Source organism: Tardiphaga sp. (assembly GCF_044340795.1).
Taxonomy (GTDB): Bacteria; Pseudomonadota; Alphaproteobacteria; order Rhizobiales; family Xanthobacteraceae; genus Tardiphaga.
Genome location: NZ_JBIISY010000034.1, coordinates 23,448 through 38,816, shown reverse-complemented (window position 1 = coordinate 38,816; position 15,369 = coordinate 23,448). Strand labels below are relative to the sequence as shown.

12 protein-coding genes and 1 pseudogene are annotated in these 15,369 nt (G+C 62.5%); 6 read left to right on the top strand and 7 right to left on the bottom strand.

The features are described from left to right. A pseudogene (locus tag ACIQ17_RS08320) lies at positions 1–885 on the bottom strand (hypothetical protein); the annotation flags it as partial. Positions 886–1,226: 341 nt separating this feature from the next. On the opposite strand from ACIQ17_RS08320, the gene ACIQ17_RS08315 reads away from it, so the two are divergent. Then, the gene (locus ACIQ17_RS08315) at positions 1,227–2,096 is read left to right on the top strand and encodes a caspase domain-containing protein (protein WP_398467319.1); all 870 of its coding nucleotides are present in this window, start codon (positions 1,227–1,229) and stop codon (positions 2,094–2,096) included. Positions 2,097–2,109: 13 nt separating this feature from the next. On the opposite strand, the gene ACIQ17_RS08310 is transcribed toward ACIQ17_RS08315, so the two are convergent. The 5 genes from ACIQ17_RS08310 to ACIQ17_RS08290 all read right to left on the bottom strand — a co-directional run bounded on the left by ACIQ17_RS08310 (position 2,110) and on the right by ACIQ17_RS08290 (position 9,514). Beyond that, positions 2,110–2,970, bottom strand: a complete 861-nt coding sequence (locus tag ACIQ17_RS08310; protein ID WP_398467317.1) for an efflux RND transporter periplasmic adaptor subunit — start codon at positions 2,968–2,970, stop codon at positions 2,110–2,112. 38 nt (positions 2,971–3,008) lie between these two features. Then, a complete protein-coding gene (locus tag ACIQ17_RS08305; protein ID WP_398467315.1) occupies positions 3,009–6,116 on the bottom strand; it encodes an efflux RND transporter permease subunit in 3,108 nt (1,035 codons plus the stop codon). After that, positions 6,117–7,010: an efflux RND transporter periplasmic adaptor subunit gene (locus tag ACIQ17_RS08300; RefSeq protein ID WP_398467313.1), complete on the bottom strand. Its 894-nt coding sequence runs from the start codon at positions 7,008–7,010 to the stop codon at positions 6,117–6,119. Between the two features lie 169 nt (positions 7,011–7,179). Continuing rightward, complete coding sequence (locus ACIQ17_RS08295; protein ID WP_398467311.1) at positions 7,180–7,839, bottom strand: OmpA family protein; 660 nt, start codon at positions 7,837–7,839, stop codon at positions 7,180–7,182. Positions 7,840–8,017: 178 nt separating this feature from the next. After that, the gene (locus ACIQ17_RS08290; RefSeq protein WP_398467309.1) at positions 8,018–9,514 is read right to left on the bottom strand and encodes a caspase family protein; all 1,497 of its coding nucleotides are present in this window, start codon (positions 9,512–9,514) and stop codon (positions 8,018–8,020) included. A 248-nt stretch (positions 9,515–9,762) separates the two neighbouring features. Between ACIQ17_RS08290 and ACIQ17_RS08285 the strand changes: the two genes are divergently transcribed. Beyond that, positions 9,763–10,572: an N-acyl homoserine lactonase family protein gene (locus ACIQ17_RS08285; protein ID WP_398467307.1), complete on the top strand. Its 810-nt coding sequence runs from the start codon at positions 9,763–9,765 to the stop codon at positions 10,570–10,572. Positions 10,573–10,575: 3 nt separating this feature from the next. Here ACIQ17_RS08285 and ACIQ17_RS08280 read toward each other — a convergent pair whose 3' ends face one another. Continuing rightward, positions 10,576–11,049, bottom strand: a complete 474-nt coding sequence (locus ACIQ17_RS08280; RefSeq protein WP_398467305.1) for a MarR family winged helix-turn-helix transcriptional regulator — start codon at positions 11,047–11,049, stop codon at positions 10,576–10,578. A 145-nt stretch (positions 11,050–11,194) separates the two neighbouring features. Here ACIQ17_RS08280 and ACIQ17_RS08275 point away from each other — a divergent pair, with 145 nt between their 5' ends. Genes ACIQ17_RS08275 through hmgA form a run of 4 tightly spaced genes read left to right on the top strand, consistent with a single transcriptional unit; the run spans position 11,195 to position 15,364 of the window. Beyond that, positions 11,195–12,805, top strand: coding sequence for an FAD-dependent oxidoreductase (locus ACIQ17_RS08275; protein WP_398467303.1), 1,611 nt, complete (start codon positions 11,195–11,197; stop codon positions 12,803–12,805). A gap of 9 nt (positions 12,806–12,814) precedes the next feature. Further along, the gene (locus tag ACIQ17_RS08270; RefSeq protein WP_398467301.1) at positions 12,815–13,033 is read left to right on the top strand and encodes a DUF2783 domain-containing protein; all 219 of its coding nucleotides are present in this window, start codon (positions 12,815–12,817) and stop codon (positions 13,031–13,033) included. A 27-nt stretch (positions 13,034–13,060) separates the two neighbouring features. Continuing rightward, positions 13,061–14,014, top strand: a complete 954-nt coding sequence (locus tag ACIQ17_RS08265) for an MBL fold metallo-hydrolase (protein WP_398467299.1) — start codon at positions 13,061–13,063, stop codon at positions 14,012–14,014. A 3-nt stretch (positions 14,015–14,017) separates the two neighbouring features. Further along, positions 14,018–15,364 (top strand): homogentisate 1,2-dioxygenase, encoded by a 1,347-nt coding sequence (hmgA, locus tag ACIQ17_RS08260; protein WP_398467297.1) that lies wholly within the window; start codon positions 14,018–14,020, stop codon positions 15,362–15,364. Positions 15,365–15,369: the final 5 nt, after the last annotated feature.

Here is a 15,369-nt window from a genome sequence, read left to right as displayed (position 1 = left end):
GAAGAAACGGCTGAAGCGCGGATGCGGCGGCGGCGCCAGCGCGGTAATGACATTGACGCTGCTGCCGTCATGCGACTTCACCTCCTCGCGCGAGGTGACGAGGCAGAATTCGATCATCGCATCGATGGCGCGGCGTGATCTTGCCGTCTGCTCCTGCGTCGGCAAACCGGTTTCCTCGAACGCCAGCAGCGCTTCGGTGAAGAAGGCATCGTAGTAAGCCGAGCGATGGCGGATCTGCACCGGCTCCCACATGGGCTCGGCGATCCCGGTCCAGGGCGGATTGATCAGCCTCCCGGCCGGCGACCGTGCAATGAAGATGCGGGCGAGCGTGAACAGCAGGGTCGAGTTTTTATAGCCACGGGCATTCAGCCCGGTGAGTGCCATCAGGAATTCACGGCCATGCATGTCGGGGTCGCCGATCAGGTTGAACGCCGCATAGGTCGGGATGAAGCCGTTCCTGTCGAACGACCCCAGCAGGTGCTTGCCGCAACTGCGGATGACTTCGTCGATCTCGCCGACTGATATGGATGCCCCGTTCGCCGGTGCCCTGGGCGGGGCCGGGTGCTGCAGATTCACGGTATCGAGCAACTCGGCTACTGGGCGACCGATGGCCTCCCAATCCGGTTTGGCGTTGTCCCGGGCAGCGGTCAGGGCATCCTGCAACGCCTTGAAGCGGGCGGGATCGCGCAATTCAGGCAGGCCGGCCCGCCGCAGCAGCGGCCGCAGGGCCGGGTTGCCGAGCGCCGTATTGTAGAATTTGATGATATGCGCGTCGCCGGTATCAGAGCGCCGGAGAATGGGATCGCAAAGATCGTAAAGGGTAGGTCCGTCCTTCTGGACGGTGAGCGCATCAAAGGCGGCGCGGGCCAGATAGGTCACAGTCATGAAGCATCTTTCGGTGCGACGTCCGCGCACATCTGGAAATTGACCGCCGCCAAATGCGCCGAAAACTCTGCCGACACCTGCAAGCCCTTGAAATCCAGCATGAATCGATCGGAAATTCAATTGTCGGGCGCGCGAGGCGGGTTCCGTTGCGTCAGTAACCCTGTCTTAAACGGAGCCCTTTACCCGTTGCTCCGTTGACCCTGACGGGTTAACAGCGGGTTCGCTGCGGTGCCGCAAATTGAGCGTATTTGATGCTCATTGGTCTGGCACCCCGTCAAACCTAGTCAGACGTCCACGCGACCAATTGGTTGCGCGTGAATGATGAGCAGGAAACCATCGTAATGACCGTAGGGCAGTTTCGCGTATCCCGACGCTCGATCACCCTGACCGTGGCTTTTGCCGGTTTGGTGTCGCTCGCGCTCGGTGCCCATGCCGCTCTGAACAAGCATGTGATGGAATCCGCGCGCGCTGCCGTCGGTCTTGAAACCACCCAGAGCATTCCGAACAGCTCGCGCTTGGCCCTAGTCATCGGTAATGGTCATTATCCCGATGCAGGCTCGCCGCTGCGCCAGCCGATCAATGATGCGCGCGCCGTGACCCATGCGCTGCGCCAGGATGGTTTCGACGTCGATGTCGTCGAGGATGCCACGCGCGATGACATGACCCGCGCAGTGGAGCGGCTGAAGAACAAGATCAAGCCCGACAGCACTGTGATGCTGTATTTCGGCGGCTATGGCGTGCAGGTCGGCCGCCAAAGCTTCATGATCCCCGTCGACGCCGCGATCTGGCGTGAGCGCGACGTGCGCCAGCAGGGCATGAGTGTCGAGGCCGTGCTGGACGTGATGAAGGAACGCGGTGCGCAGGCCAAGCTGGTGGTGCTCGATGCATCCCGCCGCAATCCGTATGAGCGCCGCTTCCGCGCCTATTCGCGCGGCCTCGCACCTATTGACGTGCCGGAGAAGGCGCTGATCCTCACTTCGGCGACGCCCGGCAAGGTTGCCGATGATGCCGCGGGCCAGAACAGTCTGCTCGCGACCGAGTTTCTGAAAAGCCTGAAGGCCAAGCCGGCCAGTGCAGAGGCCGTGTTCAGGAATACCCGGACTGCCGTCACCCGTGTTTCCGATGGTGATCAGGTCCCCGCCGTATCATCGTCGCTCGTTGACGAGGTGACGTTCGGCGCCGCTGCCACCACCGCTCGTGCTGGCAGCTAGAAGCGGGCGCTTTTTACTTACCTGTCGTCAGTGTCACCGGCCGCACCGGATCGCCTTCGCGCAGCAAGGCGCCAGCGCGTGCGACGACGATATCGCCTTCATTGAGGCCTTCGCGAACCTCCACCTGGCCGCCTGACAGCAGTCCGACTTCGACACGGCGCGTTTCGATCCGATGACGCCGCACGACCTGCACCACGGTGCCGCCTGAACTGTACAGGATCGCGGTGAGCGGCAATGCTATGCCGCAGCTTTCTCCGGTCTTGATCATGGCGCGCGCATAGGAATTGGTCATCAGCCTGCGCGGCAAATTGAGTCCGATCACCACCTGTCCAAGCTGGCTGTTCGGCTCAACCGAGGACGCAACGCGGCGGACCTTGGCATCGAGTTCGCCGATTCCGATTACCTTGACCTTGGCGGTCTGATCGACCTTGAGCTTCGGCAGGTCGCGCGTCGGCACCTGGCCGATAAAGTCGAACTCGCTGCGCGAGATGATGCTGAACAGCGCCTCACCGCGGCCGGAGGCGATCGATCCCACCACGGCGGTCGATGCGCTGACGAGGCCGGCCACGGTCGCCTGAAGCTGGACCGAGCTGCCGTCCGGTGACGTCAGCCTCGCGAGGATCTGGCCCGCGGTGACGGTCTCGCCGGCGTCGACCATCACTTCCGCGACTTTCATGCCGGGCCGGTCCGGGCGGATCGAAACCTCTTCGCGCGGCAGCAGCAAGCCCGCCACATCGACGATATCCGCGAAGCACTGCTTGGGTGCTGCCAGCACGGTCACCGCAGCGCCCTTGGCGATATCGGCCTCGTCAGCAGCAAAGCCCGGTGTTGTAGTCGAGCAGAGTGCGGTGGCGAGCAGGAGACGCTTCAACATGGCGGTCGACCGTTTCGTGAAGGGGAGGTGCAGCGCGATCATCGTTCAGCCTGTCCGTGCCCGTTTGGCGGATGCTCGCGATCCTCCTCGCCGCTCGACACCAGCAATTTGCGGCCAAAACGCCACGACAGATTGCCCACATCGTCCATCATCAGGAACATGGCCGGCACGAAGATCAGCGACAGCAGTGTCGAGAAGATCAGGCCGCCGATCACGGCCAGCGCCATTGGTGAGCGGAATTCGCCGCCCGCGCCCCATGCCAGTGCGGACGGCATCATGCCGGCGGCCATGGCGATGGTGGTCATCACGATGGGGCGCGCGCGCTTCATGCCGGCATCGATGATGGCGATCTCGCGCGGCTTGCCTTCGCGGATCGCTTCCACCGCGAACTCCACCAGCATGATGGCGTTCTTGGTCACGATGCCCATCAGCATCAGGATTCCGATCCAGACCGGGGTGGTCAGCTGCTTGCCCGTAACGAGCAGGGCCATGATCGCGCCGCCGATCGAGAGCGGCAGCGAGAACAGGATGGTGATCGGCTGCAGGAAGGTGCCGAACAGCAACACCAGCACCGCATAGACCATCATCAAGCCCGCCGAGATCGCGGTGGCAAAGCCGTCCGCAAGTTCGTTCAAGCTTTCGGCGTCGCCGGATTGCTTGACGCTGACATTCTTCGGCAGCGTCTTCATTACCGGGAGTTCGTAGATCTTCTTCAGTGCATCGCCGAGCGCGGCGGTGCCGACGAGGTCGGCTGCCACGGTCGCCTGACGTTCGCGGTCGTAGCGATTGATGCTGGTTGGTCCCTGATCGAGCTTGATATCGGCAACGACTGAGAGAGGAACACCGCCGCGTCCGCCGCCGATCGGTACACGGAGCTGCTCGAGCACCTGGATGTCTGACCTTGCGCTGTCTTCGAGCTGGACGCGGATCGGTACAAGACGGTCACCGGCGTCGAACTTGGCCAACGCGGGGCCGACATCGCCGATGGTCGCGACGCGGATGGTTTCCGATAGGCTCTCGGTGGAGACGCCAAGACGTGCGGCGAGATCGGCGCGCGGCTGGACCCGGAGTTCGGGACGATCGAGCGATGTTTCCGAGATCACATTGGCGATCTGCGGAATACGGCGCATCTGGGTCGCCAGCTCATTGGCGACGTTGCTGACGATGTTGATGTCGGGGCCGGTCACGACAAGTGAAATGGCGCGTAGACCATTTTCGTCGAGGAACCAGTACCGGATGTCGGGAACACTCTGCAGTTCCTCGCCGATCGCGAGCTCAAGCTCGCGCTGCGATGTCTTGCGGTCGCCTTTCGGTGTGTAATTGATGATCAGCGAGGCGCGACGGACTTCGGAGATGCCCGGCGGCACACGGCCACCGTCCACGAACACGCTCGTGATCTCAGGCCGCTTGCGCAGCCGCTGCACAATCTCTTCGGTGGTTTTTTCGGTGAAGGCGAGCTGCGATCCTGGTGGCAATTCCATCGCCATCAGGGAGCGTGCGGTGTCCTGCGCGGGCAGAAAGCCCTGCGGCAGCAGCTTGATGCTGAGGATCGACAGGGCAAACACGGCAATGCCGAACAGCACCGTCAGGTAATAGTGTTTCACCGACAATGTGACGAGCTTGTTATAGGCCCGAAGGACGCGTCCGGGTGGCGGATCGTCGTGCTTGTGGTCCTTCATGAAGTAGGCGGCCAGCACAGGCGTGACAAAGCGCGCCGCTAACAACGAGAAAAACACCTGCACCGATACAGTGATGCCGAACTGCTTGAAGAACTGGCCCGCGATGCCGGACATGAAGCTGGCCGGTGCGAAGATCGCGATGATGGTGAGGCTGATGGCGATCACGGCTAGGCCGATTTCGTCGGCGGCTTCCAGCGCGGCGCGATAGGGCGATTTTCCCATGCGCATGTGTCTGACGATGTTCTCGATCTCGACGATGGCGTCGTCGACGAGAATGCCGGTCGACAGCGTGATAGCCAGAAAACTTACGAGGTTGAGCGAGAAGCCGAGCATGTCCATCACCCAGAAGGCCGGGAAGATGGAAAGCGGCAGCGACACCGCGGCAATCACGGTCGCGCGCAGATCGCGCAGGAACAGGAAGACAACGATAACCGCGAGAGCAGCACCCTCGAACAGGGTGCTCATTGCAGCGTCGTAGTTCCCCTTTGTGAATTCCACCGACGTATCGATCAGCTTGAGATCAACGTCCGGGTAGGCGTCCTTCAACGAAGCAATGCGCTTCTGCACGGCTTCTGCGACGACCACGTCGCTGGCGCCCTTGGAGCGCTTGATGCCGAGCGCAACGACCGGTTCGCCATTGAGGCGCGCAAACGTGCGGCGATCTGCAATCGTATCGGTGACGGTGCCGAGATCTTCAAGCCGCACCTCGCCGCCGGAGGGCAGGCTGATCATGGTGCCCGCAAGTTCATTCAGGGTCTTGGCGCCAGCGAGGGTGCGGATCGCCTGATCGTTCTTGCCGATTTCGGCGCGGCCACCGGCGAGATCGACATTGGTGCCGCGCAGGCGGCGAGAGACATCGACCGCTGTCAGGCCCGCGGCCTGCAGCCGATCGGGATCGAGCGAAACGAGAATTTCGCGTTCGACACCGCCGATGCGCTCGACCTGCGCTACGCCGCGCACGCCTTGCAGCGCGCGTTTCACGACGTCATCGACGAACCAGGACAATTGCTCCGGCGTCTTGCCGGGCGAGATCGCTGCATAGGTGACGATCGGAAGGCCGATGACGTCCACGCGCTGGATCAGCGGCTCGTTGACGTTTTGCGGCAGGTTGGCGCGGACGCGGGTGACGGCGTCCTTGATGTCATTGAGCGCGCGATCGGTATTGGTTTCGAGCGCGAACTGAACGGTGGTCACCGACAGACCGTCCGTGATGGACGATGAAATATGCCGGACGCCTTCGACGCCCGAGACACCGTCCTCGATGGTCTTGGTGACCTGCGCCTCGAGCTCCGCCGGCGCTGCGCCGAACTGCGCCACCGCCACCGAGATCACGGGAATATCCGCGCTTGGCAGCCGCGTGATCGCCAGCTTGGTGAAACTCACCCAGCCGAGCAGAAGCAGGATGATGGAGAACACGACGGAGGGGAGCGGATGGCGGATCGACCATGCCGAGATATTCATTGCCATTTAGCGCACCCGCGAACGGTCGAGGTCGTCGACGAAGATGGTTCGAACTTTGTCACCGTCATGCAGCGACGTGCCGGCGTCGGCGACGACGATGTCGCCGACCTCGACACCTTCGAGAATTTCAGTGGAACTGTCGGAAACGAGACCGACCTTGACCCGTCGGGTCTCGATCACGTTGCCCTTCACCAGTTGTACGGTGAAGTGCTCGATGGCCGAGCGCGGGATGGCGACGCCGCAGCTGCGCCGGGCATCGATATTGGCGCGCGCGAACATGCCGACCTTGATGGAAGGATTGGGTGCGAGCGACAATCGGACATGGCCAAGCTGGGTCGCACGATCGATCTGTGGCGATACGACCCGGACCTTGCCGAAGACATCCGCATGGCCATCGCGGCTGATCCGGGCGGTGGCGCCGGGATTGAGCTTGAGGATGTGAATGCTCGGCACCTCGGCATCGAGTTCGAGCTCGTTATTGATGGCGATCTTGAACATCGGCCCGGCTTGCGGCGAGGCCGGCGCTCCAGCCTGGGTCTGCACGGTCGTGACAAGGCCGGCAGCGGGCGTGCGTAGCGGTACGGCATTGGGCCGTGCGTTGCTCGCCGAGGGCGGCGGGATCAGCCGTGCGAGTTCCTGGTTTTCGGTGACAAGGTCGCCTTCCTTGACGAGGACCTCCGAGACCCGTGATCCCTCGGTATCAACGCCGATCTGCGCCTCGCGCTTTGGCACCACAAAGCCTGTGACGCGCACCTGGTCGGAGAAGCAGGCATTGGTTGCCTTGGCAACTGTCACGACCGCCCCATCGGGCGATGCGCCGGGGGCGGGATCAGCGGCAACGGCCGCCGTCGCCAGCGACAGGAGGGCAAGGGCCGGGGCGAAGCGGGCAGAGGCCTTCATTGTCAAATGAGTCCACATGGCATGGCAGGGCACCGGTCAATGCGCGGCGCGGCGGCAGGGTGGGGCGATCCTATACGGGATGTGGGGGATCGCCAAAGCAAACAGCGCTCCGTGAAGTTCGGAACGCTGTCATGCGGCAATCCGCTGCGGCAATGTGAACCTCACCGCATTACTGGGTCGAGGCGGTTGCCTTATTGGCCATGTTCACCACCTGGACACGGCGATTGGTCGGGTCGGTCGGTGCGAGACCGCTCTTCGGCTTGGTCTTGCCATAGCCGACGGTGACGAGATCCGCACCGGCAATGCCGAAACGATCGACGAGGTAACGCTTGATGGAATCCGCGCGGCGCTCGGAGAGTTCCTGGTTGTACTCGTCGCCACCGACAGCGTCGGTGTGACCGGCGACAACGAATGTCGATCCCTTCAGATCGGGGCTGCTCAGCGCCTTGCCGAGCGCCTGCACCGACTGCATGGAGCGCTTGCTGATATTGGCGGAGTTGTAATCGAAGTTGATCTCAAGATCGATCGCCGGCTTGCTCTCGGCGATGGTGGCGATCTGTTCGCGCTCGCCCATCGACAGCGATCGGGTGCTGCGATTGCGAAGGGAGTCCATGAACTTGCCTTCGGCAGCGTTCACGGCGGGCTCGGCCGGGGGCGCCATCGAGAGGCCGCGGGTCAGCGGCTTCTTCGGTGCGAGTGCGCGGAGGATCTGGTCAGAGGTGACATCTTCGGCTGCGATCACGGCGCCGGCGGTGAAAGTGAGGGCCGCGCCTGCGACGAAGGCTGCGCGAATAACGTTGACGCTAAAGCGCGTGGACGATGTCAGCATGGAAGCACCCCTTATTTCTGATCGCGCAACAGGCGCGTGCTCAATCCAAAGTCGTTTCCTGGCCGGCGGGAGGGATCGGTGTCCGGCTCGTGTTCAATAGTGTCGATCTGCGCGACACCGGTTCAAATTCATTTTGGCAAAAATGTGTATCGCCCGGTTGATGACCGGCAGCACCGTCTCAACGCACGCCGTAGCTCGCGAACTCCTTGACGATATCCGGATCCATGGCCTTGGCATTGTTGACGTCCAGGTCGCCTTCGGCGGTCTGGCCGAGACGCTGTTTGGCAATGCCGCGGCCATAGAGCGAGGATGTCAGCTGCGGATTGATCTTCAGCGCGGCGTCGAAATCGGTGATGGCATTCTTGCTTTGGCCATTCTTCAGGTTGACCAGACCGCGGCTATCCAGCGCATCCACGAAGTTCGGTCGCAGGCGCAGCGCCTCGTTGCAGTCTTTCAGGGCGCCGGCGAGGTCGCTGGTCACGGCTCGGACCCAGCAGCGGTTGTTATAGGCTTCGACATCCTTGGGGCTGAGCTTGATTGTGGCGTCGAAATCCTTCAGCGCGGCGGAATAGGCGCCTTTGCTGGCATAAACCTGGCCGCGCCGATACAGCGCGCCGACGTCTTCGCCATTCTCGGTGATCTTGCTGTTGAGCGATTTCACGGTGGGATCGTCAGCCAGCGCGAGCAGGATCTTGTTTTCGTCACGCGGTGCTTCGGCTGCCGGCGGCGCAACGGGTGCGACCGCGGGAGCGGGGGCTGGCGTCGGGGCGGGTGCCGGAGTGGCCGGCTGCGGGGCGGGCGCGGGAGTGACCGCGGCCTGCTTGGCCGGTGCAGGCGCCGCGGGTTCCGGGCGTGGTGCAGGCGCTGCCGGAGCGGGGGCAGGCGCTGCTGCAATGGCCGCCGACGACGGGCGCGAACCCGGGATAAAGGCAAAATCCTCCGCCAGCGACGAGGAAATCCATGGCACCTGCTCGCTGCGCGAGGCGCGCGTGACGCTGACCCGGGTGCGGTTCAGGGTCTGCTCGGCGGTCAGATCCGGAACCTTGATCTCCTTGAGCAGCTCGGTGGCAAACAGGCTGCGATCTGTGCCGGCATCGCTGACGACGGAGCTCAGGGCGGCGGAATACATCACCAGCGTATTGCTGGGCGCGATCACTGGCGCCAGGCCTGCGGAAAAGCTGCGGAACCGGCGTTCGAAGGGATTGCGGCGTGACGCATCCAGTAGCGCGATCTTCACACCGGCGCCGCGACCATTGAGTTCGTTGAGCACCGTCTCGAGGCTGAAGCCGTCACGGCGAACGTCGGCCTCGGTCCAGATCTGGGCGTCCACGGGGATCATGTAGCTCTGGCGCGACGACTGGATGCCGTAACCGCTGAAGAATACCAGTGCTACCGTGCCCGGCGACACCTTGCCGTAAAACTTCTCGAGTGCGCGGCGCATGCCATCGCCACCGAGATTCTCGCCGGTTTCGACTTCGAAACCATCTCGTTTCAGCTCGGCCGCAATGTCGCGGGCATCGTTGATCGGTTCCTTGAGCGGTGCTTCGGCATCGGGATACTTGGCGTTGCCGATCACCAGCGCGATCCGCGGGGCGCGATCTTCGGCGGCTGTGGCCTGCCAGACCGGTGTAGCGGAAAAGGTCAGCAAGGCGATCAGCGCAATTCGAATCTTCATAATGAGCCGGTCCAACACCAAAAGACGCGGCAACGAGCCCCGCGCCGTGGCGACTTTAGTCCACGCCATACGTATTATCAAACCATGCCCCTTATGGCTGTCAACGCACTGAATGCCGTCGCGCTGCAACGGGATTTATCGCGCATGACGCCTTCATGAAGGTGGTCGTTCCGGCGGCTGGAACGGTTTGATTTTTCCGGGTGAAGCTGGCTTGGTGGCGGCAAGAACAGAAACGCGGGACAACGCCTATGACGCCAGCCTATGAGATCTACGCCATCCGCTACGCCACCATGACGCCGCGGACACCGGCGATGAACTATCTGTCGCCCGATCCGCATGAGACCACGGCGGCCGATCTCGACTACTTTGTCTGGCTCATTCGCGGCGATGGTCGCGATATTCTCGTCGATACCGGATTCAACGAAGCTGCGTCGAAAGAACGCAATCGGACACTCGACATCAATCCCGTCGATGCACTGGCGCAATTTGGCGTGGCGGCGGAAACGATCCGCGACGTCGTCATCACGCATCTGCACTATGACCATGCCGGCAATCTCGATCGGTTTCCGAAGGCGCGCTTCCATTTGCAGGATCGCGAGATGGCCTATGCCACGGGCCGCTGTATGTGCAACGGCCTGCTGCGGCACCCTTTCTCGGCCGAAGACGTCACCCTGATGGTCCGCCATGTCTATAGCGAGCGGGTCACCTTCCATAACGGCGACGGAGAGGTCGCCCCTGGCATCACGTTGCATCGCGTCGGCGGTCATTCGGACGGCCTGCAGGTCGTCCGTGTCGAGACCGACCGGGGGCCGGTGGTACTGGCCTCTGACGCCTCGCATTATTACGGCAACATGCAGCGTCGCAGCCCGTTTCCGATCATCTACAATCTCGGCGACATGGTTGATGGCTGGCTGACCTGCGAGCGTCTTGCCGGCCATCCCGACCGCATCATCCCCGGTCACGATCCTTTGGTGCGGGAGCTTTATCCGCGCGTGGACGGCAGGGCGGATGCCTATGCGTTGCACCGGCCGCCGGTGCGCTCTTTCACAAAGGACTAGGCGTCAATAGGCGCCGGCTTTCTCCGCGTTCCGTGCCTGGACAAGGTCGAGACTCTGCTCGATCTTGTCGAGCGCGCGGGCGAACTCACTGCGCTCCTGCGCCGTCAGGCAGGAGAGGATGTCCCGCTCTTTCGACAAAAGGCGCGGGATCAACTCGTCATAGAGCGTCTTGCCCTTACCCGAGAGCCGCAGTTCAAAGGCCCTGCGGTCGTCGCTGTTCTCCACCCGCTCGATCAATTCACGCTCCAGAAGCGCCGTGACAGCGCGGCTGATGGTCGATTTATGCGTCCGCGTGCATTGCGCGATGAACTGTGCGCTGCAGGCATCGTCGCGAAAGCCGAGTGTCGCCACCACCCGCCATTCCGGGATGTCGAGGCCGTAACGCTCCTGATACTCCTCCGACAACGCGTTGCTGACCTCGGCGGCCAGTCGGTTGAGCCGGAACGGGACGAAGCGAAACAGATCGAACTCAGCCATGAGGTTGCAAGTCTTCGGTTGACGTCACCCGCAGGTCGGCGTTTAGATGGTTGCAAGTGAGACTATCTTAGCGGGCGCGCGATCGGTTGACCAGACCGGCGAGGCCAGACCCGCACGGGGCAGGAACCGATCAGGAAAGCGACCGATGGCGCAACAGGCCCGTCAGTTCAGCTATCGCCGCCATGCCGATCAGGCACGGGCCTCGCAGGATGCCGCGCATCATCCGGTGGTGGTCGTGGGCGCCGGCCCGGTGGGCCTGTCGCTGGTCATTGATCTCGCGCTGCGTGGCCAGAAGGTGGTCCTGCTCGATGATGCCGATCGGATCGGCGACGGATCCCGCGCCATCTGCTTTTCCAAACGTTCGCTCGAATACTGGGATCGTCTCGGTGTCGCTGAACGCATGACCAACAAGGGTGTGGTGTGGAAGGTCGGCAAGATCTTTCTCGGCCCGGAGATGTTGTACCAGTTCGATCTCCAGCCCGAGTCCGGTCACAAGATGCCGGCCTTCATCAACCTCCAGCAATATTACGCCGAGGCCTTTCTCGTCGACCGCGCGCTGACATTGCCCGGGATCGACCTGCGCTGGCGTAACAAGGTGACAGGGCTGGTTCAGGGCAACGATCATGTCGAACTCACCATCGATACGCCCGATGGTCCCTACAAGCTGCGTGCCTCGTATGTCGCGGCATGCGACGGTGCGCGTTCGGCGCTGCGCGGCATGGTCGGTGCGGACTTCGAAGGCGAAGTGTTTGAGGACCAGTTCCTGATCGCGGATGTGAAGATGACCGCAGAGTTTCCGACCGAACGCTGGTTCTGGTTCGATCCGCCATTCCATTCCGGTCAGTCGGCGCTGTTGCATCGTCAGCCCGACGACGTCTGGCGCATCGATTTACAACTCGGGCCGGACGCCGATCCCGCCGAGGAGCGACGGCCGGAGAGGGTGCGGCCGCGCATCGCCCGCATGCTCGGTCACGACGATTTCGATTTCGAATGGATCTCGGTCTACAAATTCCAGTGTCGGCGGATGCGCCGCTTTGTCCATGAGCGCGTGATCTTCGCTGGGGATGCCGCGCACCAGGTATCGCCCTTCGGGGCGCGCGGCGCCAATTCCGGCCTGGAGGATGCGGAAAACCTCGCCTGGAAACTGGCGCTGATCCTCCGCGGCGAGGCGCCGGCATCGCTGCTGGCAAGCTATGATGCAGAGCGCGGCCCGGCTGCGGACGAAAATATCCGTGCCTCGACCCATGCAACGGATTTCATCGCGCCGCATTCGAAGCAGGAAAGCCGTTTGCGTCAGGCGGTGCTGTCGCTTGCCAAGGAAGCGGATTTCGCCAAACGCATGGTGAATGGCGGACGGCTGTCGGTACCTTCAGTCTACCAGACGCCGCTTTCGACCGCGGATAGCGATGTGTGGTCGAGCGGACCGTCGCCCGGTGCGCATATGCCGGATGCATCGCTCGTCACCGATGACGGGACGCTTGTCTTTCTGTCGGAGTGCTTCGCGCAGGCCGGACGCGGCTTCGCGCTGCTGCATGCAGACAGCGCCGCGATCGTGGTACCGGACGGCGTGGCCCGCATTTCCATCGGCGACGATGCGCAATTACGTGACGAAGCAGGGTTGTTTAGGGCACGCTACGGTGATGATGCAGGTGCGGCCTATCTGCTGCGGCCCGACGGCTATGTCGCCGCGCGCTTCCGTCATCCGACACCCGAAGCGGTCGCAGCAGCCCACGCGCGCGCCAGCGGCAGAGCGTGAGGAATGATGATGACTCTCTCCACGCAATCGAACTTCAGTAATCCCGACGCGGCCTATCGCCGTATCGTCGAGGCACATCGCGGGTTTGGTGACGAGCAGAGCGCCGCGCTCGATGCCGCGCTGGTGCTGATCCTCGCCAATCACATCGGTGACATCGCCGTGCTCGATGATGCCATTGCCCTCGCGAAACGCCGGCTGCCTGACCCGCGCGCCGGCGAGACAACCTGAATTCTGCAAGCTGCAAGGATATCGAAGATGGCAAAAGGTTTCGCATCCACCACCGATATGGGCGAGAAGAAGATCACCTTTTCGGAAATCGGCCCCGATCTCTACGCCTTCACCGCCGAGGGTGATCCGAATTCGGCGGTCATTGTCGGCGATGACGGATGCATCGTGTTCGACGCACAGGCGACCCCGGCGCTCGCAAACAAGGTGATCGAGCGTGTTCGCACCGTCACCGACAAGCCGATCAAATATGTGGTTTTGTCGCATTATCACGCCGTGCGCGTGCTCGGCGCGTCGGCCTTCGAGGCGCAGGGCGTGGTTGCCTCGCAGGAAACCCATCGTCTGGTGCAGGAGCGCGGCCAGCAGGACTGGGATTCGGAGTTTGGTCGTTTCCCGCGCCTTTTCCAGGGCTCCGAAAGCATTCCGGGGCTCACCTGGCCGACGCTGACCTTCGAGGGCGAGATGTCGATCTATCTCGGCAAGCGCGAAGTGCGACTGATGCAGCTTGGCGCCGGCCACACATCCGGTGATATCGTCGCATGGGTGCCGGATGCGGAGGTGATGTTCTCCGGCGATCTCATCGAATATCATTCCGCCTGCTATTGCGGCGATGCGTGGCTGCGCGAATGGCCATCCACGCTGGACGAAATTCGCAGTTTCAATCCCAAAGCCATTGCACCGGGGCGTGGCGATGCGCTGAAGGGGTTGGAAACCACGCGCGAAGCCATCGCCATGACGCGCGATTTCGTGACGTCGCTCTATGGCGCAGCCGAGATCTCGGTCGCCCGCGGCCGTAGCCTCAAGGAGAGCATGGCTGCGACGCGCGAAGTCATGGACAAGAAGTTCGGAAGCTTTGCGATCTACGAGCACTGCCTGCCGTTCAACGTCTCGCGTGCCTATGACGAAGCGTCGGGCATTGAAGATCCGGTGATCTGGACTGACAAGCGCGACCGCGAAATGTGGGCCGCCCTGCAGGGAGATTGAGCCATGAATATCAATACCGCTCCTGACAAGATCAGCCGTGCCTCGGGTCAAGTCACCCCCGGCTACATGTCCGGTTCCGGAAATTCCTTCGAGACCGAAGCTCTTCCGGGCGCCCTGCCGATGGGGCGCAACTCGCCGCAGCGCTGTGCTTACGGCCTCTATGCGGAGCAGCTGTCGGGTTCGCCTTTCACCGCGCCGCGCGGCACCAACGAGCGTTCCTGGCTCTATCGCATCCGTCCGTCGGTCAAGCATTCCGGCCGTTTCACCAAGGTCGATCGCCAGCATTGGCGCACCGCGCCTTGCCACGAGAATGATCTGCCCATCGCGCAACTGCGATGGGATCCGCTGCCCATGCCGGGCGAAAAGCTCACTTTCGTTCAGGGCATCCACACCATGACGACGGCGGGCGATGCCGGCTCCCAGGCCGGCATGGCGGCGCATGTCTATCTGATCACTGCATCCATGGTGGATCAGCATTTCTACAATGCCGATGGCGAACTGATGTTCGTGTTGCAACAGGGACGGCTGCTGCTGGTCACCGAATTCGGCCGCATTGATGCCGAGCCCGGGGAAATCGTGGTCATCCCGCGCGGCGTCAAGTTCCGGGTCGAGCTGCCCGACGGCCCGGCACGCGGCTATCTCTGCGAAAACTATGGCGGCGCCTTCACGCTGCCGGAGCGCGGCCCGATCGGCGCCAACTGCCTAGCCAATGCACGGGATTTCCTGACGCCGGTGGCGTCCTATGAGGACAAGGACACGCCGACCGAGCTCTATGTGAAATGGGGCGGCGAGATGTATGTCACGAAGCTCGGCCATTCGCCCATCGATGTGGTCGCCTGGCACGGCAACTACGCGCCCTACAAATACGACCTGCGCTCGTTCTCGCCGATCGGTGCCATCGGCTTCGATCATCCCGATCCGTCGATCTTCACGGTGCTCACCTCGCCATCGGAAACAGCAGGCACGGCAAATATCGATTTCGTGATCTTTCCGGAGCGCTGGATGGTGGGTGAAAACACCTTCCGCCCGCCGTGGTATCACATGAACATCATGTCCGAGTTCATGGGGCTGATCTACGGCGTCTACGATGCCAAGCCGCAGGGATTCGTACCGGGCGGCATCAGCCTGCACAATATGATGCTGCCTCACGGACCGGATCGCGAGGCGTTCGATCACGCTAGCAATGGCGAGCTGAAGCCGGTGAAGCTCACGGGCACCATGGCCTTCATGTTCGAGACGCGTTTCCCACAGCGGGTTACGGACTATGCGGCAACGACGCCGGCGCTGCAAAGTGACTATGCGGATTGCTGGAACGGCCTGGAGAAGCGATTCGATCCGAACAAGCGGTGATGCCG